Consider the following 22970-nt stretch of genomic DNA (forward strand, 5'->3'; position numbering starts at 1 on the left):
GGAGCGGACACCCCGGAGAACGGGGCCGCCGTTCAGGACGTGTCAGTACGTTCTGGACCGCCGTTGTGGACCGCCGTTCAGGGCCGGCCGAGGAGCCGGCTGCCCGCGACGGTCGAGACACGGGCGGTGAAGAACTCCGTGAAGCCGCGCACGAACTCCTCCTCCGTCAGCCGCCCGTCGCCGTCCGCGTCGAGCTGCCGGAAGCCCTCGTTCAGCTCGGCCGGATGCACCCTGGAGCCGCCGAAGAGCGTGCGGTACTCGTCGGGGCCGATCTCCCCGCTCCCGTCGGTGTCCCCCGCGCGGAAGAGGGCGCGTACGGCGATGTGCAGACCGTCCTCCAGATAGCGCGGGTCGCGGTCGCAGCCCGCGAGGGTGGCGGCCACGAACTCCGCCCGGCCGACCCGGCCGTCCCCGTCGGTGTCCATCGTGGCGGCCATGTGCCGCCACCAGGCGTCGAAGGCGGCGTAGACCTCGTCCTCCTGTTCCGTGGTGAGCTCCAGCTGCCAGCAGGCGTTGTGGGCCATGGCCCGCAGGTCGGCGGCGTCGACGTACCCGTCCCCGGTCTGGTCCATGACCTGCCGGAAGAAGGCGTCCAGCCGGGGCGGGCGCGGGTCGTGCCGCGGGGGCCGCGGCGCCCGGGGGCGCGGCACGGCTCCGTTGGGCGGCACGCGGTAGCGCAGGCGGTCCGGCAGCCGGGTCAGCAGGCGCCGCGCGCCGTGGTGCAGGACGCGGGACAGCAGCGCCGCCGCACGGGAGCGCGGCAGCCCGAACAGCTTCCGGACGGCGGGCGGCAGATCGGCGACGGTCAGCGCGGCCAGGGTGCGCGCGATCACCGGCCGCAGCAGCGGCCACAGGGGCCGCAGCCGCCGCAGCCGGCTCGGGCAGGGCGCCTCGCGCAGGATGCCGAAGAGCAGGTACCGCACCTCCTCGCCGTACTCCAGCCGTTCGCGGACCATGCGGTCGACGTACGCGGGCACGTCGGCGGCGGTCGGCGGCAGGACGTCGCCGGAGAGCCCGAACTCGCCGCAGACGGCGAGGAACTCCCGGTACAGCTCGTCGAGCTGCCCGGGGGTGAACGGATCACCGGACAGCTCCCGCATCGCCGTCAGCGACTCGTAGAGGGTGAGCAGCACCCAGGCGCGCACCTCGGGGTCCTCGGCCGTGTAAGCCCCGCCCCGCCCGTCGGCGCCCTGGATGCGGCGGTGGGTGCGCTCCAGCCGGGCGACCTCCCGGCGCAGGCTGTCGGCGTCGGAGAAGAACAGCCGCTTGCCGCTGTCCATGGTGTGCTGCACGCGCCGCCAGGGGTGCGCCCGGTAGGTGGAGTGGTCCCTCATTCCGGCGGCGACGACCGGGTGCGCGGTCTGGAGCACCAGCAGCCGCCAGGCGACCAGGACGATGCGCCGCTCGCCGAGGGTGCGGCGCAGGAGGGAACCGGGGCCGGGCAGGCCGGTCGTGGGCATGGGGCGTCTCCCGGGGTACGCGATTGTGTGGAGTCCGCCCCAGCGTGGCCGCGGCTGGGGGCGCGCGGACCCCGGAGAGCCCTCATGTCACTGGAAAGGATGAATCACGGGCTCGCCGTGCATGAAACGGGCCCGGTGCGGCGGGACGCGGGGCGGGGCCCGCGCCTCGACTCCCGCGTCCCGCGCGGACCCGCCGGCGTCCGCGCGCCGGAGGCGGAGACGTCAGGCCGCGTCGGTGGAGGTGATGCTCCACCGGCCGACCTCGCGGTAGCCGGAGTCGTACACGGCCGAGCCGTCGCCGGGCCGCAGGGCGTAGTGGTGCAGGTTCCCTCCCCAGTACCGCAGGATCCGGCCCAGCTCGCGGGCGGACTCCTCGGCGGACGCCGCTTCGTCCATGTCGACCTCAAGGCGGAACTTCATCCGGGACCCCCTTCTCGTGTTCTCGTGATGCCTGCATTGAATTGTTTCATTGATTGAACTTCCCTGTGAGACTTTCCGAAGGAGGCTCCCCGGCTTCTCCTGTCGGTCGTCCGAGAAGCCTCAAAGAAGGACGAAGGCGGGAGTACCGGCGTACCGGCGTACCGGCACGGGCATCGGTGCGCGGAAAACGCCGGGACGCCCGCGCCGGGCGGCGGTGGCTTCGGCCCTCATGAGCTGGCCCCCGACGATTTCGTCCACCCCGTCCATGTGCCCGTACCCGGCACGGCACGGTGCCGTCTGGCGGCACGCGCGCTCGTCTGGTTCCGTGTCCTGTGGTGATGCGCGGACCATGGACGCCGGACGAGGTCCGGCGGGGGGAGCGGGGATGAGTTTCCGGCTGGCGGCGTACGCCGTGTGCGTCGAGGACGGACGGGTGCTGCTCGCCCGTCACCTACTGCCGGACGGCGGGAGCAACTGGACCCTCCCGGGCGGCGGGGTCGAGCACGGGGAGGACCCGTTAGACGCGGTGATCCGTGAGGTCGCCGAGGAGACCGGCTGCTCGGCGGTGGTGGACCGCCTGCTGGGCGTGGACTCGCGGGTGATCCCCGCGACCGCCACGCGTGAGGGGGTCGTGCACCAGAACGTCGGCGTCTTCTACCGGGTCCGCGTCACCGGCGGCCGGCTCCGGCCCGAACCGGACGGCGACGTCGTCGAGTCGGCCTGGACCCCGGTCTCCGAGGTCACCGGCCTGCACCGGTCCTCGCTGGTCGACATCGGCCTCGCCCTGGCCCGCGACCTTCCGCCGACCGGCCACGCCGCCCCCGTCCCGGTCGGCGGCCTGATCCAGCACTGAGTCCCCCGGTGCCCGCCCCTCCCGCCCGCCCCGGCCGGGGCGGACGCTCAGTCCAGGACGGCGGTGGCCTCGACCTCGACCATGTGCTCGGGTACGTCCAGCGCCGCCACGCCCAGCAGCGTGGCGGGCGGGACCGGGGTGGTGCCCAGCTTCGCCGCGGCCCGGGAGATCCCCTCCAGGAGCAGGGGCATCCTGTCGGGGGCCCAGTCGACGACGTGGACGTTCAGCTTCGCCACGTCGTCGAAGGACCCGCCCACCCCGGCCAGGGCGGTGGCGACGTTGAGGTAGCACTGCTCGACCTGGGCGGCCAGGTCGCCCGCGCCGACCGTGTTGCCCTCGGCGTCCCAGGCGACCTGCCCGGCGACGAAGACCAGCTTCGAGCCCGACGCGACCGACACCTGCCGGTAGACGTCGATGGCGGGCAGTCCGTCGGGGTTCACCAGAGTGATGGCCATGTCAGTCCGTCTCCTCGTCCGGGCGCCCGTGGGCGCCCGTGGTCTCTTGCGGTTACCCGGAAACCGTAGGAGAGTCTGCGCTGACCTGGAAGAACGCACTTATAAGTGACTGGGGAACCTCATGGTGACCAAGCAGTTCGGGGACTCCCCCGAGGAAGCGGACCTGCGGCGCGCGGACACCCTGGCGCGGGAGATCTTCTCGGACATCGCCAACAAGTGGGCCCTGCTGATCGTCGAGGCCCTCGGTGAGCGCACCCTGCGGTTCGGCGAACTGCGGGACGAGGTCGAGGGTGTCAGCCACAAGATGCTCACCCAGAACCTGCGGATGCTGGAGCGCAACGGCATGGTCGAGCGGACGGTGCACCCCACCGTGCCTCCGCGCGTCGAGTACACCCTCACCGAGCCGGGCCGGGCCCTGCGCAAGGCGGTGGACGTGATGTGCGACTGGACCCACCGCCACCTCGGCCACATCGAGACCGCCCGCGGTCGATTCGATTCCTGACCGGGCCTCAGGCGGCCAGGGCGGCGGAAGTGGGGGGCGGTAGCGCCGTCCGTCATGCAGTAGTGCCTACGGGGCGTCGATTCGGTGTCGGCGCGAAACCGTGCAACGAGGATTCTCAGCCCCTCAGGGGAGGGAAAAGCGCAGCTTGACTCTCAAGCCAGGTTGACTGATTTCACACTCAATCCATAAGGCCCAGCGCAAGTCCAGCTCGCCGACTTTCCGACCTCCGCTGGTCTCACCCGTCAGACGGAATCCGAGCCCGAGGTGGAAACCTTCGGGGCCGCCCGTGCCCGGATGCCAAGTGGTGGTCAGGCGGGTGCCGCCGCGATGGCGGATTTCAGCAGCAACGGACTCGACCGCGAAGCGACCGTGACCTCGACCCTGCTCGCCGTCTGCGATGTTGAGCCGCCAGAGACCGGAACGGACGTCGGTGCCTGTGCCGTCGCCCTTCCAGTCGATGTCGAAGAAGGCCATGAGGAAACCGACAGGACGGTCACAGTCAAGGATGAGGCGGGGCCAAGCTGTGCCGGGATAGACGTATGCCTCGGCCAGAGATTTCACGACCGGAGCGACCAAGTGTTCCTGGTCCGGACGGACCCGCAGACCGATCGCCGCGTCGAAGTTGGCCGGGGTGATCTCCCGCGGACAGAGTGTGGTCATCATGCAAGATCGAATCTGATACTGGGGAAAGCCTTGCCCGTCTCGACGTAGTACTTGCGGACCAGCGGGCCGAATCCGTTCTGCGAGTCGCCCAGGATCATGGCCTTGACGACCTGAACGCTCTGCGCGTCATCGAACTCCCGAGATTTATCCTCGGTGTCGCCGGGAATCAACAGTCCCCACTCCGCCCGGGACTCCACCGTGGCGCTGACGTCCGGGTCGAAGCCCAGATAATAGCGGCGTCCGGAGTGCTCCTGCCCGAAGGCCAGGAAGAGGATCACATGAAAGCCGTTTCTGAACTTGCTTTCACTCCCGCCCACATGTCCGGCCGGACCTTTGATGACCACGGCACGGTCGGCCCTCAGCGCTCTGTCGATAGCGGCCCATTTTCCTTCGATATTAATCCCGTTCGACAGGCTCGAAGGAACGTGCGGTTCGCCTTTTCCAGGGCTCAACGAACCCCCGACCCTTTGAGCGCGCACCAGGCAGTCGTTGTCCGTCATTTTGTGGAAGCCCGAGTCGGTCGGCATCTGCAACCAGAACCTGAGGCGATCGAGGGCGGGGCCCGCCGTCGCATCCACCCCCCGCGAGATCCGGTCCCTGATGTCCTGGATCGTCGGTGTGGTCCGGTCGACGGCTTGAACGTACGCCTGCTCGATCATGAGAGATCCCCCCGCTCGGCTTCCTGGCTCCATAGTGGCGTACGGAACGTGTCTCCGGTAGAGCGGAGAGTGAACGCTTCTCACCGAGATCGCCTGGCGCTCAGGATGAGAGGCGTTCAGTGAGGAACGGAGACCGGGGGAGTCAGCCACGAGGCGCTCACACGGAACCCGCGCGTGCTGGGACGCGACGGCATGGTCGGGTGGACGGTGCGTCCACCGTGCCGCCACGCGTCGAGCACACCCTCACCGAGCCGCCGGAGGCCGCCCGGCGTGTGCGGCCGGGACCGGTGGTGGCCGGGCCCCGGTCCGGTTGCCGGGCGCCGGGCGGCGGCGTAGAAAGAAGAGGGGAGCGTGTCCCGGCGGGTCTCCGAGCGCGGCCGACCGGCGAACGCCGCGGTTCCGGGTGTCCGCTCCACCGGAGGTATCCCTCCCGGAAGGCAGTGACCATGCCCGAACAGGTCCAGATCGAGGAGCGGTACTGGGGATGGTGCACCTGGCGTCCCTGCCGCAAGACGCGTGTGGTGACGAAATGGCGCTACGACTTCTCCTTCGTCGTCGTCAGCTACCGGGGCATCCGCACCAGTTACCGGGGCTGCGAGTTCGGCAGGCGCTACGAGTGGAAACGCTGGGAGTTCAGCGGGCGGTTCGAGGACCTCACGCTGTACTTCGTCTCCATGTACTTCAAGAACCGGCTGTCCGACAAGGGGTCCTGCTCCTCGTCCGGGGTCGTGAGGCATCTCGCGAACGTCCTGGGGGACGACCCGGTCAAGACGCTGCGCGAGCACGCCACGGGGCGTGAACCACACGGGCGGGCGCCCCGGTGAGCTCGGCCGAGCCGACCTGACCAGCGGGCCGGCCTGTCGACGGCGGCCCGCTCAGCCGTGGGCGTCCCCCACACGGCGGCTCAGAAACCGGGACTCACGGGGCGCGGCGCAGCCCGGGTGCCGCTTCCGGCGGGCTCGGCGCGCCGGAGCCGCCATGGAACCGGACAGCCGGTCCGGGTCCCGCGTCGGCTCCGACCGGGGCTCACTCGACGAAGTGGTCGAACTCGCCGGCCTTGATGCCGTTTACGTCAGGTCCTGGTCGTAAGGGCCCAAGAAGCGCTCCCCGTTGAAGTGGATCAGATGCGTTGGGGTATCTGCGCACCAAACATCGGTCTCCCAGGCGATTTCCCTCAGGTATTTGCGCAGCTCGACCCGTGACGGCAGAGCGGAGATGAAGACCAGGCCAGCCGACGATCCTCGGAAAAGATCACTCAGCTCCCTATGCCTCTTGGCGTCCACCGGTCCGTGAGAAGACGCCGCCTCAATCAGAACGAGCCAATTTCGATCCCGGAGAAACACCACAACGTCCGGCATTTTTCCGTGCGAATCGACTTCTACGCCGAGCTTCGCGAGTGAATCTTTTTCGAAGATCGCCCACTTGTTTTCGGCGTCGCCGATATAAAGCACTTCCCCGTTGGGGGTGTATCGTTCGCAGAATTCACTTACGACCTGCGCGATCAGAGTGTTCTGGCCGCCGGGGCTGAGATCGACCTTCTTGCCACCGGGAAGCTGGACCGGGATCCTGTTCATTTCACGCTCACGCGCATACATGGCCCGGAGGCCAGGGCGCTCTTTGAGGTATTTCGCAAGCCGCTCATCGAACCCCTCTTGCCCGAACGACGTAATGAGACCAAAGGCAGCGGGCTCTATCTGATAGCACCAATTAGGCGAGTTGACCGGACGGTCGGGCTGGTCAGGATTCTGCACAACCAAGCCCGCATCGACGAATTGGTGCAACGTAAACCTGCGGATCGTCTCTCGGCTGTTTGCAGCGTAGTCCTTGCCGTAGACCTCGCGGAGCCACTTCATGATCTGGACAGTACGAAGCATGGACCGCTCGGCCTGCGTCCAGTCCTGGTCTGGCCCTAGCTCAAGGAGGGCCAGCAGCACATAAGCCGAGCGCTCGTTGGATCGCTCAGAATCGAAACCAAGCAGCTGGAGGAGCTGGCGCGCCTCACTAAGCCTATCTCCACGAGCTCCCCCATGAAACTCGATGCCGGTCTCCTCAGTCATTTAGTTTTGCCCCTGCTCCTAGATGTTTTGCTCAACGACTTCGTCGATCTTTTCCTGCCCCAGCCATACGCCGCTATCCCATTCCTCGCCCATCTTGCACAGCTGCTCACGACTGGGGTAGCGAAGACTCCTCAGGTCGGTGGCATTCACCTGGGTGTGTCCGCTGAACCTTCTAAGGAATCGATCCAGCAAGGTGGAGTTCAGCCACAAACAAAGACCACGCGCCATGTCCTTTGGCAGACCTTGCCCGTCGTCATGGAAGACATTTACGTGGTTCTCGAAGCCGATTCGCTCACATTCGATCAAGTCCGGATCAAATACAGCGGCAACCACGCGACGCTTCTCCTCTTTGGAAGAAAGTCGCTTCACGACAACGTAATGCCCGGACGGGAAGGTCATTTTCTCGGTGTCGGCATTAAGCATGATGGCGTTGTTCTTCTTCGCGCCGGGCACCGGCCAGGAAATACTCCCATCCCGCATGTGGAGCGGGTAAATCAGAGGAATCGCCCCTTCCACGGGATCGGGGCGCAAGTGTTCCTTGCTCCGGAAGTCGACTACGCGTCCTGTCGAAACCTGAAGGTTGACCTCAGGAAGTGTGACTGCAAGGCGCGAATGAGTTGCGGCCAACTGAGTGTCTTCCTCGTCGGCACTGATGTGAATGAAGTATTCAGGATCCGCCGGGTGCACCATCTCCTCGTATGGCACGACACGGCTGCGAATGTCTCCCGAATAACTATGACTCGTCGACACCGTCACGGGAGCGCGATCCGGAGAGTCCGCCCGAGTCGCCGAGAAAATCACGTTCTCCTGGAGCACGTCCGTGTCGGCGAATACTTTGTTCCGGGCTTCGAACACATGCACGCGGTCAATATGCATGCGATCAAGGAAGTATCTACGGAACGGGCGGAAGTAGGGGCCGTTGGAAAAACTGCGAGGAGTAATGGCCACCAGTTGCCCACCTGGCGCCAGAAGGTGAACGCCAAGGGCCATGAACGCCGAGTAGAGATTTGACGTCTCTGTGCATGTTGCCGCCACGGCCTTGCGTTCGCGCGAGCCAGCGGCGAGCTTCTTGTATGGCGGATTCATGATCACCAAGTCGAAGGGCTCACGGTCCTCGGCGAACAGACCCTCGGCCTGGGCAGCCCACTTGATGAAGTCGTCCTGCACAAGATTCGTCTCGACATGGCCACCCACCTCCCGGGCCGTGCTGGCGCAATCCTCAAGCGTGGCCACCAGGGCGTCGTGTAGCTGGGGGTCGATCTCACAGGCGGTAACACTGATACGAGCTCCGGGACGTAGCCGAAGGATTCGCCCCACTACAGACGCTGTAAGCGAGCCGACTCCAGCGCCAGGATCCAGAATGCGGACCGGCCTCGCCTCGTCCAGCCTGGTCAGAGAGGCAATGAAGTCTGCGGCAGGGGCCGGCGTGAAGTACTGCCCGAGCTTCGCGCGCTCCTTGGGGTCGAGTGACGCGGACGACACCTGTCTCCGCACTTCTGTTCGACCCACAAGATCTACTGGCGCTGCTGGTGCCTCTGTTGCCATAGACACAGCCTAGCCAGCGTGCTTCCCGCCTCGGCGGGCCTGTGGACAGAGGCATTGAGTTTTTTGTCTCAACGTGGGCTGCTTGTCAACAGGGTTGTAGGTCGCTGGCCAGTCATTCTGTGGAGGTGACGGCGAGTGCACGGATCAGTCACAGGGGGGTGCCGGGTGACAGAGGTGGGCAGCCAGCGGCAAGCCGTCGGCATCACCGTGACCGCCGAGACCTGGTATGTCTGGCTCGGGATCCGAGCGGGGGGGGGGGGGGGGGGGGGGGGGGGGGGCCCCCCCCCCCCCCCCGGACCGGGGCTCACTCGACGAAGTGGTCGAACTCGCCGGCCTTGATGCCCTTGAGGAAGGCGTCGAGCTTGGCGGGTGTGGTGACGACGATCTCGTCGGGCTTGCTGCTCTCGCGCATGAGGACGCGATCGCCGTCCCGTGCGATCTCGATGCAGTTGGGGCCTTCGCCTTCGGAGAAGGTCGCCTTGTGCCACTCGATGGGTGTGGACATGTCGGGCTCGCCTCCGGAGGAGTCAGTGTGTGAGGTGGTCGAGTTCGCCCGCCTTGGCGCTGAATATCAGTGCCCGCAGTGCGGCGGGCGTGGTGGCGATGGTCTGCCCGGGCCGCTCACTCTCGCGGAGCCGGATCGCCCCGGCGTCGGAGCGAAGCTCCACGCAGTTGTTCCCACCGTTCCCGCCGCAGAACGATGACTTCTGCCATGTGTTTTCCAGCATGTGCGTCCCTCTCACAGGTCGTGGATGATCCCGGCGATGAAGTTCCGCGAACTCCTGGCGCTCAGGGCGCGCCTCTCCATCTTGGAGAACATGTTCCGGTAGATGGCCAGGTGTTCCTCTGCGTCGAGGAAAACCGGTTCGAGCATCGAGTCGAGGTGCACGGTGTCGAGTTGAGGTACAGGCCCGCCCGCGTACAGCACGGCCTGGCCCGAACCGGCGAATCCGTCCGACTCGAAGGGAACCACCCGAAGCGTGAAGTTGGACCGGTCGGTCAGTTCCAGGAGACGTCTGAGTTGTGCCCGGGCTACGTCGCGCCCGCCGAACCTCATGCGTAGCGCGGCTTCGTGCACCAGAGCCTCGTACTCGAAAGGACTTCCCCGATCGAGGATCTTCGCTCGCTGTACGCGGTGCCCGACTCGGGCTTCGGCTTCTTTCCTGGGCATTCGGTGGGGAGCGCCGAATTTGAAGACCGCGTGTGCGTAGTCCTCTGTCTGAGCGATGCCGGGGATGTGCGCGATTTGGTACGTGCGCAGGTAGACCGAGTGGTGCTCCAGTTCTGCCACGTCGAGGAATCCCGGATGCAGAACATCTCGGTACTCCTCCCACCATCCTCTGGTCCGGTTGGTCGCCATGGCGACGAGTGCGTCGACGTACGCCTGGTCGTCGCACTTGTACGCGCCGGCGAGGGTGCGCACCCGGTCCGCGCTGACGCCGAAGCGGGCGGTCTCGACCTGGCTGATCTTGGTGTGGTCGATGCCGAGAGTCGCGGCGGCCTCGCGGGCGTTGTACCCGGCCGCCTCCCTCATCTTGCGCAGCTCGGTGCCAAGCCGCCGTTGCCGGGCGGTCGTCACTGTCCTCGGTGGCATGGCGACAGTCTGCCCTCTTACGAGTGAAGTGGTCCAAGGGGATCCACATGGATCCCCGCGAATCGGTAGTCATGTTTATCCCGAGTGTCCTATGGTCCTCGGTAGCGCAGCGTGAACACCAGTGAACCCGCAGTGCAGTTGGCCTCTCCTGCCCGCGTACCAGCACGGGTGGGGGAGGGCGGCCGAGCCACGGTGGTGGGCGCGCGTGCTCCGCAGACGAAACGCAAGCGAACGCGGACGAACCGCGTTGGGAGAAGACGCAGATGACCATGACCGCACCCGGAAGACCCGCCACCGCCGTCTACCGGCTGACCGCGCCCGCCCTGCCCACCACTCCGAGAGTCGCCCGCGACGCGGTCGCGGCGTGGCTGTGCGCCGCCGGGCACCACGGGCTGCTGGACACCGCACGCACGCTGGTCAGCGACCTGGTGACGAACGTCGTCGTGCACACCCGCGTACCCCACCTGTGGGTGGGGGCCGCCGTCACGCGGCTGGGCGCGGTCGTCTCCGTGTGGGACGGCGACCAGCGCGGGGTGCCCCGCCCGCGCCACGCGGCCGAGGACGAGACCGGCGGGCGCGGGCTGTTCCTGGTGGAAGCGCTCAGCCACGCCTGGGGCGTGAGCTGGACCGGAGGGGTGGAACCGGCCGGGAAACGGGTCTGGTTCGAGCTGCGCGCCTCGCGCGAGGGGCCGTGAACGCGATGGACTTCACCGCCCTGTGCCTGGGCGCGCTGATCATGACCGTCAGCGCGGCGCTGACCGGCTTCGCCGTGGCCGCAGCCCGCACCTGCGGCGGCGTCGGCGGTGTGTGGTGCGAGGCGACCGTCCTGGACGCCGACACCCACCGGGAGTGGCTGCTCGACTGCCACCGGGCCCGCAACCCCCGCCGCGCCCTGCGCTGGATACGCGCCCGGGCCCCGCGCCTGGCCGACCGAATCGACCCGCCCCCGGACGCGCCCTGGGCCGCGCCCGGCACCATCCGCCCGTACGAGCCCGGCCGCCCGTACGAGCCGTACGACCCCGGCGGGCCGGACCCGGCCGCCGTCCTGCGTCACCGCCCCTTGGAGGGAATCGCGCACCGCGACGCCCTGCGGGTCCTGGAGGACGGCGGCCTCTACGTCCTGACCGCGCCGGACGGGGACGGCCTGCGCTACCGGCTCTCCGCCCGCGCCCTGCGCCGGAACCCTCCGGGCCGGACCGGCCGGGTCGGCAGACCCAGCCGGTCCAGCCCGTCCGGCAGGGCGGCCGTCACCAGCGGACCGCTCTGAAGTCCACCGGTGGGCAGACGCCGTCGGCCCGGTCGCGCGGCTCGCGCAGCACGACCGAGCGGCCGCCCTCCTCGCCGATCAGACCGGGCGCGAACTGCCGCGCCACGTCGCAGTTCGTGCACCGCCCGTCCACCCGCCAGCCGTCCGCCAACCGCTGCTCGCCCATGTCCGCCCCTCTCCTCGGCGCGTCCGCCTGCCGGCCGCGCCGCCCCAGGGGTATCCCACGCCCTGCGGCCGGGGAAAGGGGACGGAGGTCCCGCGAAACCGGGGGACGGTCCGGTCGTTGGCCTGTACGGGCCGGGCTGTGGCCGGAAAACCGGCTTACGGCGGCCGTCGGGCGGAGATAACCCGGAGGGGGATTCCGCCCCCCTGAAGCGAAGGGGGAGTCATGACCATGACATTATTATCCGGTGAGCGCACCGGGGCGGGCCTGTCCCTGGACAGGCCCGAGGACAGGTTCCCGCTGGACCGGGGAGCCGCCCCGGAGCTGCCTGATCTGACGGGCCACCGGGGCCCGGCGCCGCTGGCCTTCCGGTTCCTGACCGCCACCACCGGTTCGGGAGGTGTGCTGCCGCAGGACATCGCCTACGACGAGGAGACCCAGACCGGTGTCTACCAGGGCCTTCCGCCGGGTGTGTTCATGACCAAGAACCCGCCGAAGACCTTCGGCCCCACCGAGCCCACCGGCCAGATGGACGCACCGGACGACCCGGGCCCGAGTGACGACTGACGGCCGGTGACCGACGACGGACGGCTCGGGACGACCGCGCCCGGGAGGGTCCTGGTGCTGGCGGGCCGCTTCGACCCCACCGCGGACCTGGTGGTCGAGGAGCTGAACCGGCGTGCCGTACCCGTCTTCCGCACCGATGTCGCGGACTTCCCGCTGGGGCTGTCGCTGGCCGCGCGCCTCGGCGGGAGGCCCGGGGAGGGCGGACGGACCGAGGAGGGCGGGCACGCGGCCGGGAAGGCGTGGAGCGGCACACTGCGCACCGGGCGCCGGACGCTGGACCTGCGGGACGTGCGCAGCGTCTACTACCGCAGGCCCGCCCGCCCCCGCTTCCCCGAGGGGATGTCGCCGGACGCCCGCAGGGTGGCCGAGCGGGAGGCCCGGCGGGGCTTCGGCGGGCTGCTGGCGGCGCTGCCGGTCCGGTGGCTGCCGCCCCCGGGCAGAGCGGCCGACGCCGAGTACAAGCCGCTGCAACTGCGCGTCGCGGCCGAGTCCGGCCTGTCCGTGCCGCGCACGCTGATCACCAACGACCCCGGTGCGGCCAGGGAGTTCGGCGAGGAGGTCGGCGGCCGGGTGGTGTTCAAACCCTTCACGCCCGTGCGCGGCGCCGTCGGCGGTAGGTCGGCGGCCGTCTACACCAACGTCGTCGGCCCCGCAGAGCTCGGCCACCCGGACGTCGCCACCACGGCGCACCTGTTCCAGGAATGGGTGCCCAAGGCGTACGAGGTGCGGCTGACGGCCGTCGGCGGGCGGCTGTTCGCCGCCGAGATCCACGCGGACTCACCGGCCGGACACGTGGACTGGCGCAGCGACTACGGCAGTCACAGATACCGGCTGTGTGAGCCGCCGCCGGCCGTCGCGGCAGGAGTACGCCGGATGATGGACACCCTCGGCCTGCCCTACGGCGCGTTCGACTTCGTCGTCACCCCCGAGGGGCGATGGTGCTTCCTGGAGATCAATCCGAGCGGGCAGTTCGGTTTCGTGGAGCAGGCGACCGGGCTGCCGATCACGGCCGCCGTCGCCGACTGGCTGGAAGGGAAAGGGATGTGAGAGCGCACGGGGGCGACGAGCGTGAGGAGCGCGCGGAGCACACAGAGCGCGCGGAGCTGGCCGAGGCGCGGGTCGGCATGGTGCGGCGGATGGACGAGGGCGGTGTGGTGCTCTCCTCGCGGCTGGCCGGGGTCTTCCTGAACGTGCCGCGCCACCGGTTCGTCCCGGTGTTCTACCGCCGGGACGGCGAACGCTTCCTGCCCTGCCGCCGCGGGGACGGGGACACCGGCGGGTGGGCGGCGCGGGTGTACGCGGACGACTCCCTGATCACCGAGGTGGACGGGCTCCACGCGGAGGACGCGGGGGAGCGGGCCGTCACGGGCGTGCCCACCTCCTCCTCGACCGCGCCGAGCCTGATGGCCGACATGCTCGACGCGCTCGACGCCGAGCCGGGCGCGCGGGTCCTGGAGGTCGGCACGGGCACCGGCTACAACGCGGCGCTGCTGTGCCGGCTGGCGGGTGCGGAGAACGTGGTGACCGTGGACGTCTCCGAACGCCTCACCGCCGCGGCGCGGGAGCGGCTGGACGGCCTGGGGCTGTCGCCGGTGGTGGAGACGGCCGACGGCGCGGCGGGCGCACCGGGGCACGCGCCGTTCGACCGGATCATCGCCACCTGCTCGGTACGGCGCGTGCCCGCCGCCTGGACCGACCAGTGCGCGACGGGCGGGATCATGGTGGTCCCGCTCAAGGGGACGCTGGCCGGAGGAGTGCTGGCCCGGCTGACCAAGCTCGCGGACGGCACGGCCGCCGGACACCTCCTGCACACCCCGGCCGCCTTCATGCCGCTGCTGTCCGGCCCCCGCCCGGCACCGTTCCCCTCCGGCCCGGAGGACGGGCGCGGCCGGGAGACACCGCTGACGGGCGGTGTGCTGGACGACTGGACGTTCTCCTTCTTCGCCCAGCTCCACCTGGGGCCCGTCGTCGAACGCGAGTACCGCCGTGCCGCCGACGGCACCCGCACCACCGTCCTGCACGATCCCGCCGACGGCTCCCGCGCGCGGGTGACCGACCACGGGGACGGGCGTGCCGGCGCGGCGGTCTCCGCCGCCGGGCCCCGGGACCTGTGGGCGGTGGTCGAGCGCGCCCACCGGCGGTGGCGGGAGCTGAACCGGCCCCGCCGCGAGTGGTTCACCGTCCGCGTCACGCCCCGGGGCCAGACCGTGTCCTACGCCTCCCCCGACGGCCGCACCCATACCTGGGAGCTGTGAGCGTCCGGGCGTGGCGGAGGCCGTGCACCGTGTGGTCGTCGTCATGCCACCGACCGTAGGAACGGTCCCCGGCCATCCGGCGCGCCCCGGCTTCCCAACCGGCCAGCACGTCACCGCATTCTCCGGGCGACCTGCGGTCAGATCAGAAGAGGCTGTTGTGCTTGGCCCAGGTGATGAAGCCCCCGCGGGGAAACGGGTAGCGAATGCCTGTGTCCAGAAGGGCGTCGACGAGGGCGGTCGCGGCATACTCGGTGACCCGGCCATCCTTGACCGGCTCGGCGACGACACGCAGAGAACCCCACACCTGGAGGCCGGCGTTGCGCGCGGCGCGCCGGGCGTCGCGATCATCGATGACAGGTAGCGCGCCATGGACATCGGCCCAGGCCAGGACCGTCGCCTCTCCTTGATTCGAATCCTGTCCGGAGGCCCGCCCCATCCATGTGAAAAGAGCGGTGATCTCCTTCAAGCCGTCGACATGCACCATTTCAAGCCAGTCCAGGCCGGCCACGGGGAGACCATGATGCTTGATCTCGTCAAGGACCGCGGCTGTGGTGATGTGCCTCCGAGGCATCCCCCGCCACTGGGCGGAGATGTCCGCCAAGGGATCGACCTTGTCCGCCCTGATGGCATGGAGGGAGTGGCGAGGCGTCCCAGACAAGCACCTGTCCACACGGAGTGCCCGCTTCGGAGTCCCCTGTCACGGCAGGTCGTCCTCCCAGTCCTGGCTGGGAAGATCTTCTTCCGTGATCACACCGTAGAGCAACTCGACAGCGCGTGCCGCCGTGATCGCGCCATTGCTCCACGCGGACAGCGCGGCACGGCGCCACTGTGCTCCCGTAGTCCCCATAACCAGGTCGGGTACCGGCTCGCTGCCGTACAGGGCCAGAAAGTCCCCCTTGGTGGGGGTGTCCGCCCGGAGGCGTCGGGCGGCCGTGGCGTCGACAAGGCCCAGTCGGCGGGCACGCGCCACGACAGCGGACCATGAGATGCGGTACGCGGCCGCGATCCTGATCAGAGTCGAGCGGGGGGCCTCACCGTTTCCCGTCCCTTCGTGCCAGAGACGACGGAGATCAGTCTCCGGCAACAGGAACTCCCCGGCGAACCGGTCGATGCACTGTTCGCGCTCGTCCCGGCTCGCCGCGACTCCGGCGTCACTGTGGTAGTCGTCCTGCAGGAGATGGTGCCCCAGTTCGTGAACAGCGGTCCGGCGGAGCCGGCCTGGGGGGAAACGGCCGCTGATGACAGCCACGCCGTATCCGCTCAGCAACAAGGAGGCACCTTCGGCGGCTTCGTCCACCACGGTCAGGTACAGCCCCAGCCGCTCCAACACGCTGGTAAGAGGACCGAGCGGCCCGGAAGGGACCCCGGCGGTCGTCCGGGCGGCACGGGCCAGACGGAGAGGATCCACCGGTCCGGCTCCCCTCGCGACACGCGGGTCCATACCCGGTGGGGTGAGGAAACCGTGCTCGACCAGCCATTCGGCGTTGCGCGCGTGCTCCTCCAACCGGACATCCAGCCTGTAGCGCTCGCGCGAGGAGGTGTTGGCGTTCGGCTCCAGCGCCGTGCGCCGGGACACCAGGGCAGCCGGTGGCCGTGACACCAGATGCGCGGCCGACACATCCAGCACCTTCGCGAGACGGAACAGCTCCAAGGCTGTGATACGCCGTTCCCCGGCCTCCATGCGCACCACCGCGGTGCGATCCACTTCCAAGTGCTTGGCCAGTTCACCCTGGCTCATTCCTGCGGCTTCACGAGCTTCGGCGACTCTTTCCCCGATCTCGCTCCAGCTCTGCGCGGTCTCCATGTGTGTGAGTTTCGCGCACCCTCCTGTGTGCGCATGGGAAGCGTGTGGTTGCCGATGACGTACGGAGCAGCTCCGGCCGCGCACACCGAGGTTTGGGGCCGCCGGTGTCCGGGAGCCCGGCCTACGCGCCGGAGGGGAGCTCGAACTGGCCGGGGTAGGGGAAGTAGTCCTCCAGGAAGGTGCGGACGCGGGTGGCGACCGCCTCCCGCTCCTCGTCGGGGACGTCGACGTCGTTGAGGCAGAAGAAGTCGAAGCGGCGCGTGCTCGCCAGCTCCGCCAGCTTCTCCTCCGCGTCGTCCCGGCCGATGTCGACGTAGCGGAAGCTGAACTTGCCCGGGACCGCGCGGCCGGTGAGATAGGCGTAGTGGTGGTGGAACGTGGCGCCCATGGCGATGTCGGTGGTGGCGCGGAACCGGGACCGGCTGGTGCGCTCGACGTCCTGCGCGTACTTCTCCTCGATCTCCCGCATCACCGCGCGGATCTGGGGGTGCGGGGTGTGCATGAACTTGTTGGTGATGAAGCGGCCGTGGGACTCCAGCAGGAGGCGGCGCACGTTCTTCCCGGCCGAGTTGGGTGCGGGCTCGTCGGGGTGGGGGTCGCCCAGGCCGAGCTGGAACGGGGAGAAGGGCAGGCGGGCGATGCCGTTGCCGTGGAAGAACCGCCCGGCGGTGACGGGGCGGCCGACGAAGACGTCGTCGTTGAAGTAGAGGTAGCGCTCGGACAGCCCCGGTATGCGGTGCAGCTGGGTGCCTATCGCGTGCGAGTTGAAGACCGGCAGGGCCTCGGGGGAGCGGAAGATCTCCTTGTGATCGACGACCGTGATGCCGGGGGCCGCGGTGTTCAGCCAGGCCGGCGTCTGCCCGTCGGTGACGACGTAGACGTGCCGGACGAAGTCGGCGTACATCCGCAGGGAGCGCAGCGAGTACCTCAGCTCGTCCTGGCTGGTGTAGCGGGAGGCCCCGGTCTCCCGGCTGGTGCGGGTGTTGCCGGAGCGGTAGGACTCGCGCTTCGCGCTCAGCTCGGGGTCGGAGCCGTCCACCCAGGTGTAGACGACGTCGACGGGGAAGTCGATCTCGTCGTGGCGGGCCGCGGTGAAGACGGGGAAGGTGGGCAGGGAGCGGCCCCGCACCGCCGTCTCGGCGGGCTCGCGCACGCTTTCGGGCAGGATCTCGCCGACCGGGTTGAGGCGGGGGGCGACCAGGGAGTCGGCCAGTACGTCCGCCGGGGCCTGGGTGCGGAGCGCGGCGAGCCGCTCGGCGGCGTCCTCCCTCTCCAGGAGCCTGGCGCCCTCGCGCCAGAACTCCACCTCGCAGGCGTACCGCAGATCGCCGAGCAGCCGGCCGGAGGGGCCCAGCAGCAACTCGCCGAAGCGGATGACGGACCGGCGCTTGAGGTCGGTGGGCAGGGCGCCGTCGGCGTAGAGCACGGCCGTGGCCGGCAGGTCCTCGCGGCCGGGCCGGGCCGCGTACAGCGGGCGCGTCCCGTACAGCTCGCGCAGGGCGGTCAGGAACGCCTTGCGGTCGGAGAGCCGCACGCCCAGGACGTACCCGGTGTGCGAGTGGGAGGGGACGAGGAAGTGCTCCAGGCCCGCGTGCTCCAGCGCGTCGGCGACCAGCCCCAGGTTGTGCGCGGCGGCGCCGGCGGCGGTGAAGTCCGTGACGGTGCGGCCGTAGAAGGTGTGCTCGCCGAAGGTGAAGGAGCGCAGGTCCGGATCGGCGCCGAGCATCGCCCGGCGCCGATCCTCGATCCGCTCGGCGCGTCTGCGGGCGGCCTCCCGCTCCTTGGCGACCCGGCGCTCCTCGGCCCGCCGCGCGCGCACCGGGGCCGGAAGCAGGCGTTCTCCCACGTTCTTCGGACGCGACGGCATGCGTGTACCCGTACCTTTCGGAGTGCTGCCCGCCCGCCGCTGTGCGCGGGCCCCGGATGGTTAGCGCACGCGTACGACCTGCGAGCGAAGGTGCGGTAATGAACGCATGAACTTTCAGGGGTTGTCAAAGTGCCCCGGGGCCGCCGTGTCCCCGGCCGTCGGGCACGGGCACACGGCGAAGCGGTGCCCACCCGCCGGGACGGAGGGGCACCGCTTACGTGTACGGGGCGGACGGTCCGGGTCCGGTCCGGGCTACGCGCCCCTGGGCTCCTCCAGGCGCGGGAAGAGCACCGGGCCCTTGGTGACCCGGGTGCCGGCCGGGAGCAGGCCCCAGGCGCCGGCGTCCTGGACGCGCTGGTCGGCCAGGGTGCCCAGCGCGGGCTCCGCCCCCAGCGAATCCCACAGCAGGCCGGAGGTGCGCGGCATCACCGGGTTGAGCAGAACGGCGCAGGCGCGCAGCGACTCGGCGGCGGTGTAGAGGATCGTCGCCAGCCGCTCCTGGGCCTCGGGCGAGGTGTCCTTGGCGACCTTCCACGGCTCCTGCTCGGTGAGGTAGCCGTTGACCTGCTTGACGAAGTCGAAGACCGCCGCGATGCCGCCCGCGAAGTCCAGCTCGTCGCCGATGCGCCGGTCGGCCTCGGCCACGGCCCTGGCCATGCCGTCCCGGATCGCCTGCTCGGCCTCGCCGTCGGCCTTGGACTCCGGCAGCAGCCCGTCGAAGTACTTGTTCACCATGGCGGCCAGGCGGGAGGCGAGGTTGCCGTAGTCGTTGGCCAGCTCGCTGGTGTAGCGGGCGGAGAAGTCCTCCCAGGAGAAGGAGCCGTCCTGGCCGAAGGCGATGGCGCGCAGGAAGTACCAGCGGTAGGCGTCCACGCCGAAGTGCTCGGTGAGCTGCTGCGGCGAGATGCCCGTCAGGTTGGACTTGCTCATCTTCTCGCCGCCGACCATCAGCCAGCCGTTGGCGGCGATCCTCCCCGGCAGCGGCAGGCCCTGCGCCATCAGCATGGCGGGCCAGATCACCGCGTGGAAGCGGAGGATGTCCTTGCCGACCAGGTGGACGTCGGCGGGGAAGGTCTCCTCGAACTTCGCCTGGTCAAGGCCGTAGCCGACGGCGGTGGCGTAGTTCATCAGGGCGTCGATCCACACGTAGATCACGTGCTTGTCGTCCCAGGGGATCTTCACGCCCCAGTCGAAGGTGGAGCGGGAGATCGACAGGTCCTCCAGGCCCTGGCGGACGATGTTGACGACCTCGTTGCGCGCCGACTCGGGCTGGATGAACTCCGGGTGCCTCTCGTAGTGCTCCAGGAGCTTCGGCCCGTACTCGGAGAGCTTGAAGAAGTAGTTCTCCTCCTGGAGCATCTCCACGGGCTTCTTGTGGACCGGGCAGAGCTTCTCGCCCGCCCACGCACCCTCGCCGTCCAGCAGGTCGCCGGGGGACTTGTACTCCTCGCAGCCCACGCAGTACGGGCCCTCGTACTCACCCTGGTAGATCTCGCCCTTGTCGTACAGGTCCTGCACGAACTCCTGGACACGGGCGGTGTGCCGCTGCTGCGTGGTGCGGATGAAGTCGTCGTTCGCGATCTCCAGGTGCTCCCAGAGGGGCTTCCACGCCTCCTCCACGAGCCTGTCGCACCACTCCTGGGGGCTGACCCCGTTGGCGTCGGCGGTGCGCATGATCTTCTGACCGTGCTCGTCCGTGCCGGTGAGGTACCACACCTTCTCGCCGCGCTGGCGGTGCCAGCGGGTGAGCACGTCGCCTGCGACGGTCGTGTAGGCGTGGCCCAGGTGCGGAGCGTCGTTGACGTAGTAGATGGGGGTCGTGACGTAGAACGCCTTCGCCCCCCGCTGCTCTTTTCCAGTGGCCGCCATGGGAGAAATCCTAACGGCCCGGGGCCGTGCCGCCGGTCCGGATATCGCCGCGCGCGGGGGCGCCGGGACGGCCGGGGGAAGGGCGGGGGAGGGGGCTGCCGGCACCGGGCGCGCAGGTGCGGCGACCGTAAGGATCCGGCCACGGCGGACGCGCCGGCGGCCGCCGGGCGGCCTGCCGATTCCACCGGTCGGATTCACCCCGCGTTCACCGGTCGGTCGCCCCCCGTCGTGCCCGCGCGCCTAGCGTCCCGACACGCGTAGACACGGAGCATCCGGAGGGAACCATGCGCAAGCTGCTGCCGCTGATCGGTTCGCACCCCGGCGGGAGATCCGCCATGACCTGCCGCTACCGCTGCGGCGACGCCTGCTTCCACGAGGTGCCCAACAACAGCGGCAACGAGTACGCCGGCGACGTCATCGCCGCCGCCCTCTCCCGCCGCTCGGTGCTGCGCGCCGGCGCCGTCGTCGGCGCCACCGCCGCCGCCGGGGCGGCGGTCGGTATCGGCCAGGCGCCCGGCGCCGCCGCGAAGCCCTCCGCCGTACCGGGCAAGGGCTGGGAGAAGGAGCACGGCAAGATCCGCGGGGCGGCGCGCGGCCTGCGCTTCGCGCCCGTCGCGCCGAACACCGCCGACGCGGTGACCGTCCCCGAGGACTACGCGCAGAACGTCGTCATCCGCTGGGGTGACCCGATCCTGCGCGGCGCGCCCGCCTTCGACCCGGAGAAGCAGAGCGCGAAGGCGCAGGCCGGCCAGTTCGGCTACAACAACGACTTCCTCACCCTGCTGCCGCTCAAGGGCGAGCGCGGGCGCCAGGTGCTCTTCGCCAACCACGAGTACACCGACGAGGAGCTGATGTTCCCCGGCTACGACGGGGACAACCCCACCCGCGAGCAGGTGGAGATCGCCTGGGCCGCGCACGGCCTGTCCGTCGTCGTGGTGGAGGAGGACCGCCGCACGGGGAAGCTCACGGCCGTTCCCCGCCACCACCTCAACCGCCGTTTCACCGCCACCAGCGAGTTCCGCCTCACCGGCCCGGCCGCCGGGTCCGACCTGCTGAAGACCTCCGCCGACCCCACCGGACGCACGGTGCTGGGCACCCTCAACAACTGCGCGGGCGGCACCACTCCCTGGGGCACGGCGCTGTCGGCCGAGGAGAACTTCAACCAGTACTTCGGAGGCGCCGCCTCCGTGACCGACCCGGAGGTGAAGGCCAGGCTGGCCCGCTACGGCATGAGCGGCGGCGCCTCGGGACGCAAGTGGGAGCGGTTCGACGACCGCTTCGACCTGACCGAGGAGCCCAACGAGGCCAACCGCTTCGGCTGGGTCGTCGAGGTGGACCCGTACGACCCCGACTCCGTGCCGCGCAAGCGCACCGCGCTCGGCCGCTTCAAGCACGAGGCCGCCGAGCCCCGCCTGACCGCGGACGGCCGCCCGGTCGTCTACATGGGCGACGACGAGCGCTTCGACTACTTCTACAAGTTCGTCTCCTCCAGGCGGATGGCCAAGGGCGACAGCCGCGCCGCCCGCGAGCACAACCTCACGCTGCTGGACGAGGGCACCCTCTACGTGGCGAAGCTGACCGGCGACAGCCCGGCCGACCAGATCGACGGCAGCGGGAAGCTTCCCTCCGACGGCGAGTTCGACGGCTCCGGCGTGTGGATCCCGCTGGCCACCGGCGACACCTCCCACGTCCCCGGCATGAGCGCCGAGGAGGTCTACGTCTTCACGCGCCTGGCCGCCGACAGGGTGGGCGCCACCAAGATGGACCGTCCCGAGGACGTCGAGCCCAGTCCGCGCACCGGCCGCGTCTACGTCGCGCTGACCAACAACTCCCAGCGCGGGGTCGGCTCCAACCCGGCCGCCGACGAGGCCAACCCGCGCAACGCCAACAGGCACGGCCAGGTGCTGGAGCTGGCCGAGCACTGGGACGACCCGGCGGCCGACGGCTTCGCCTGGCGCCTGTTCCTGGTCTGCGGCGACCCGGAGGACCCCGCCACCTACTTCGCCGGCTTCCCCAAGGACCAGGTCAGCCCGATCTCCTGCCCGGACAACCTCGCCTTCGACGCCTACGGCAACCTGTGGATCTCCACGGACGGCAACGCGCTGGGCTCCCACGACGGGCTGTTCGGCGTGGCCACGGCCGGCGAGCGGCGCGGTGAGGTGCGGCAGTTCCTCACCGTCCCGGCCGGGGCCGAGACCTGCGGTCCGATCATCCAGGACCGGCGGGTGCTGGTCGCGGTGCAGCACCCGGGCGAGGTGGACGGCGCCAGCTACGAGCAGCCCGCCTCGGCCTGGCCCGACGGGCCGGGAAGGGTGCCCCGCCCGTCGGTCGTCTCCGTCTGGCGCGAGGACGGCCGCGGCATCGGCGCCTGAGCGCGGCGCGGCGCGGCACGGCCCCGGCGTCCGAACGCCGGTCCGGCGGTCCGGCCCGGTCCAGTCGCCGGGCCGGGCCGGACCGCCGACTTTTGATGACTTGACATGTACTTGTGTGTGCGGGTCGGGACGGGGAAGAAGGGAGTGAGGAAGCCGACCCGAAAGGGTGAAGTCATGGAGATAACCGGCATCATCACCGCGATCATCATCGGCGTCGTCGTCGGTGTGCTGGGGCGGCTGGTCCTGCCGGGCCGCCAGCGCATCGGTGTCCTGTGGACGATCGTGGTCGGTATCGTCGCCGCCCTGATCGGTACGTTCATCGCGGCCGGGATCGGTGTCGCGGACACCGGCGGCGTCGACTGGATCGAGCTGTTCATCCAGATCGGCCTGGCCGCGGCGGGTGTCGCCGCCGTCGAACGCGCCAAGGTCCGCGCCTGACGGACCTCCTGCCCGCCAGGCCCCCGCGCCCGGCGCCTTCGAGCAGCACCGGCCCGGCGGAAGGGCGGCCCCCACAGCCGCCTTCCGCCGGGCTCTCGGCCGTCCCGGACCGGGCCCCACCCGGTCCCGCGGACAGCCGGGAGACCGGGGGCGGTGCGTG

24 protein-coding genes and 1 pseudogene are annotated in these 22970 nt (G+C 69.8%); 10 read left to right on the forward strand and 15 right to left on the reverse strand.

Translation table 11 applies throughout. The features are described from left to right. Positions 1 to 77: 77 nt before the first annotated feature. Both AC2CJA_RS06105 and AC2CJA_RS06110 read right to left on the reverse strand, forming a co-directional pair. Positions 78 to 1460, reverse strand: coding sequence for an oxygenase MpaB family protein (locus tag AC2CJA_RS06105; protein ID WP_484601627.1), 1383 nt, complete (start codon positions 1458 to 1460; stop codon positions 78 to 80). A 222-nt stretch (positions 1461 to 1682) separates the two neighbouring features. Beyond that, positions 1683 to 1880, reverse strand: a complete 198-nt coding sequence (locus AC2CJA_RS06110) for a hypothetical protein (RefSeq protein ID WP_484601628.1) — start codon at positions 1878 to 1880, stop codon at positions 1683 to 1685. Positions 1881 to 2265: 385 nt separating this feature from the next. Between AC2CJA_RS06110 and AC2CJA_RS06115 the strand changes: the two genes are divergently transcribed. After that, positions 2266 to 2733: an NUDIX hydrolase gene (locus AC2CJA_RS06115; RefSeq protein WP_484601629.1), complete on the forward strand. Its 468-nt coding sequence runs from the start codon at positions 2266 to 2268 to the stop codon at positions 2731 to 2733. A gap of 47 nt (positions 2734 to 2780) precedes the next feature. On the opposite strand, the gene AC2CJA_RS06120 is transcribed toward AC2CJA_RS06115, so the two are convergent. Continuing rightward, positions 2781 to 3188, reverse strand: coding sequence for a RidA family protein (locus tag AC2CJA_RS06120; RefSeq protein WP_484601630.1), 408 nt, complete (start codon positions 3186 to 3188; stop codon positions 2781 to 2783). Positions 3189 to 3309: 121 nt separating this feature from the next. Here AC2CJA_RS06120 and AC2CJA_RS06125 point away from each other — a divergent pair, with 121 nt between their 5' ends. Then, positions 3310 to 3690 carry a winged helix-turn-helix transcriptional regulator gene (locus tag AC2CJA_RS06125; RefSeq protein ID WP_484601631.1) on the forward strand — a complete coding sequence of 127 codons (381 nt, stop codon included), beginning with the start codon at positions 3310 to 3312 and terminating at the stop codon, positions 3688 to 3690. A 123-nt stretch (positions 3691 to 3813) separates the two neighbouring features. Here the strand turns inward: AC2CJA_RS06125 and AC2CJA_RS06130 are convergent, their stop codons facing one another. Then, positions 3814 to 4350 (reverse strand): GNAT family N-acetyltransferase, encoded by a 537-nt coding sequence (locus AC2CJA_RS06130; RefSeq protein WP_484601657.1) that lies wholly within the window; start codon positions 4348 to 4350, stop codon positions 3814 to 3816. After that, on the reverse strand, positions 4350 to 5012 hold the full coding sequence (locus tag AC2CJA_RS06135; protein WP_484601632.1) for a hypothetical protein: 663 nt from the start codon (positions 5010 to 5012) through the stop codon (positions 4350 to 4352). Before AC2CJA_RS06135 ends, AC2CJA_RS06130 begins: the two co-directional genes overlap by 1 nt. Positions 5013 to 5458: 446 nt before the next feature. Between AC2CJA_RS06135 and AC2CJA_RS06140 the strand changes: the two genes are divergently transcribed. After that, entirely contained in the window at positions 5459 to 5836 is a 378-nt protein-coding gene (locus AC2CJA_RS06140; RefSeq protein ID WP_206347269.1) for a hypothetical protein, read from the forward strand. A 243-nt stretch (positions 5837 to 6079) separates the two neighbouring features. On the opposite strand, the gene AC2CJA_RS06145 is transcribed toward AC2CJA_RS06140, so the two are convergent. The 5 genes from AC2CJA_RS06145 to AC2CJA_RS06165 form a co-directional block, all read right to left on the reverse strand. Next, positions 6080 to 7069 (reverse strand): BsuBI/PstI family type II restriction endonuclease, encoded by a 990-nt coding sequence (locus AC2CJA_RS06145; protein WP_484601633.1) that lies wholly within the window; start codon positions 7067 to 7069, stop codon positions 6080 to 6082. Between the two features lie 18 nt (positions 7070 to 7087). Then, positions 7088 to 8614, reverse strand: coding sequence for an Eco57I restriction-modification methylase domain-containing protein (locus tag AC2CJA_RS06150; RefSeq protein ID WP_484601634.1), 1527 nt, complete (start codon positions 8612 to 8614; stop codon positions 7088 to 7090). Between the two features lie 304 nt (positions 8615 to 8918). Then, on the reverse strand, positions 8919 to 9119 hold the full coding sequence (locus AC2CJA_RS06155; RefSeq protein ID WP_484601635.1) for a DUF397 domain-containing protein: 201 nt from the start codon (positions 9117 to 9119) through the stop codon (positions 8919 to 8921). A 22-nt stretch (positions 9120 to 9141) separates the two neighbouring features. Beyond that, positions 9142 to 9342 (reverse strand): DUF397 domain-containing protein, encoded by a 201-nt coding sequence (locus tag AC2CJA_RS06160; protein ID WP_484601636.1) that lies wholly within the window; start codon positions 9340 to 9342, stop codon positions 9142 to 9144. Positions 9343 to 9353: 11 nt separating this feature from the next. Continuing rightward, positions 9354 to 10208 (reverse strand): helix-turn-helix domain-containing protein, encoded by an 855-nt coding sequence (locus AC2CJA_RS06165; RefSeq protein ID WP_484601637.1) that lies wholly within the window; start codon positions 10206 to 10208, stop codon positions 9354 to 9356. A 263-nt stretch (positions 10209 to 10471) separates the two neighbouring features. Here AC2CJA_RS06165 and AC2CJA_RS06170 point away from each other — a divergent pair, with 263 nt between their 5' ends. Both AC2CJA_RS06170 and AC2CJA_RS06175 read left to right on the forward strand, forming a co-directional pair. Further along, positions 10472 to 10903, forward strand: a complete 432-nt coding sequence (locus AC2CJA_RS06170; RefSeq protein WP_484601638.1) for an ATP-binding protein — start codon at positions 10472 to 10474, stop codon at positions 10901 to 10903. Beyond that, positions 10900 to 11475, forward strand: a complete 576-nt coding sequence (locus tag AC2CJA_RS06175; protein ID WP_484601639.1) for a hypothetical protein — start codon at positions 10900 to 10902, stop codon at positions 11473 to 11475. Before AC2CJA_RS06170 ends, AC2CJA_RS06175 begins: the two co-directional genes overlap by 4 nt. 22 nt (positions 11476 to 11497) lie before the next feature. On the opposite strand, the pseudogene AC2CJA_RS06180 reads toward AC2CJA_RS06175, so the two are convergent. Further along, positions 11498 to 11641: pseudogene (locus tag AC2CJA_RS06180) on the reverse strand (MBL fold metallo-hydrolase); the annotation flags it as partial. Positions 11642 to 11869: 228 nt separating this feature from the next. Between AC2CJA_RS06180 and AC2CJA_RS06185 the strand changes: the two are divergent. Genes AC2CJA_RS06185 through AC2CJA_RS06195 form a run of 3 tightly spaced genes read left to right on the forward strand, consistent with a single transcriptional unit; the run spans position 11870 to position 14460 of the window. After that, positions 11870 to 12205 carry a hypothetical protein gene (locus AC2CJA_RS06185; RefSeq protein WP_484601640.1) on the forward strand — a complete coding sequence of 112 codons (336 nt, stop codon included), beginning with the start codon at positions 11870 to 11872 and terminating at the stop codon, positions 12203 to 12205. A gap of 6 nt (positions 12206 to 12211) precedes the next feature. Then, a complete protein-coding gene (tgmB, locus tag AC2CJA_RS06190) occupies positions 12212 to 13252 on the forward strand; it encodes an ATP-grasp ribosomal peptide maturase (protein WP_484601641.1) in 1041 nt (346 codons plus the stop codon). Next, positions 13249 to 14460, forward strand: coding sequence for a methyltransferase domain-containing protein (locus AC2CJA_RS06195; RefSeq protein WP_484601642.1), 1212 nt, complete (start codon positions 13249 to 13251; stop codon positions 14458 to 14460). Before tgmB ends, AC2CJA_RS06195 begins: the two co-directional genes overlap by 4 nt. 142 nt (positions 14461 to 14602) lie before the next feature. Here the strand turns inward: AC2CJA_RS06195 and AC2CJA_RS06200 are convergent, their stop codons facing one another. From AC2CJA_RS06200 to metG, 4 genes are all read right to left on the reverse strand, one after another. Continuing rightward, the gene (locus tag AC2CJA_RS06200) at positions 14603 to 15031 is read right to left on the reverse strand and encodes a PIN domain-containing protein (protein WP_484601658.1); all 429 of its coding nucleotides are present in this window, start codon (positions 15029 to 15031) and stop codon (positions 14603 to 14605) included. A 126-nt stretch (positions 15032 to 15157) separates the two neighbouring features. Continuing rightward, on the reverse strand, positions 15158 to 16264 hold the full coding sequence (locus AC2CJA_RS06205; RefSeq protein ID WP_484601643.1) for a helix-turn-helix domain-containing protein: 1107 nt from the start codon (positions 16262 to 16264) through the stop codon (positions 15158 to 15160). A gap of 121 nt (positions 16265 to 16385) precedes the next feature. Then, on the reverse strand, positions 16386 to 18131 hold the full coding sequence (locus tag AC2CJA_RS06210) for a stealth family protein (RefSeq protein ID WP_484601644.1): 1746 nt from the start codon (positions 18129 to 18131) through the stop codon (positions 16386 to 16388). A gap of 252 nt (positions 18132 to 18383) precedes the next feature. Continuing rightward, positions 18384 to 20000 (reverse strand): methionine--tRNA ligase, encoded by a 1617-nt coding sequence (metG, locus tag AC2CJA_RS06215; protein WP_484601645.1) that lies wholly within the window; start codon positions 19998 to 20000, stop codon positions 18384 to 18386. A gap of 284 nt (positions 20001 to 20284) precedes the next feature. Between metG and AC2CJA_RS06220 the strand changes: the two genes are divergently transcribed. Together AC2CJA_RS06220 and AC2CJA_RS06225 are read left to right on the forward strand one after the other, a co-directional pair. Beyond that, complete coding sequence (locus tag AC2CJA_RS06220; protein WP_484601646.1) at positions 20285 to 22372, forward strand: PhoX family protein; 2088 nt, start codon at positions 20285 to 20287, stop codon at positions 22370 to 22372. A gap of 174 nt (positions 22373 to 22546) precedes the next feature. Further along, positions 22547 to 22810, forward strand: a complete 264-nt coding sequence (locus tag AC2CJA_RS06225; protein ID WP_484601647.1) for a GlsB/YeaQ/YmgE family stress response membrane protein — start codon at positions 22547 to 22549, stop codon at positions 22808 to 22810. The last annotated feature ends 160 nt before the right edge of the window (positions 22811 to 22970 follow it).

The sequence above is a fragment of the Streptomyces sp. ATLC9 genome (genome assembly GCF_057196705.1).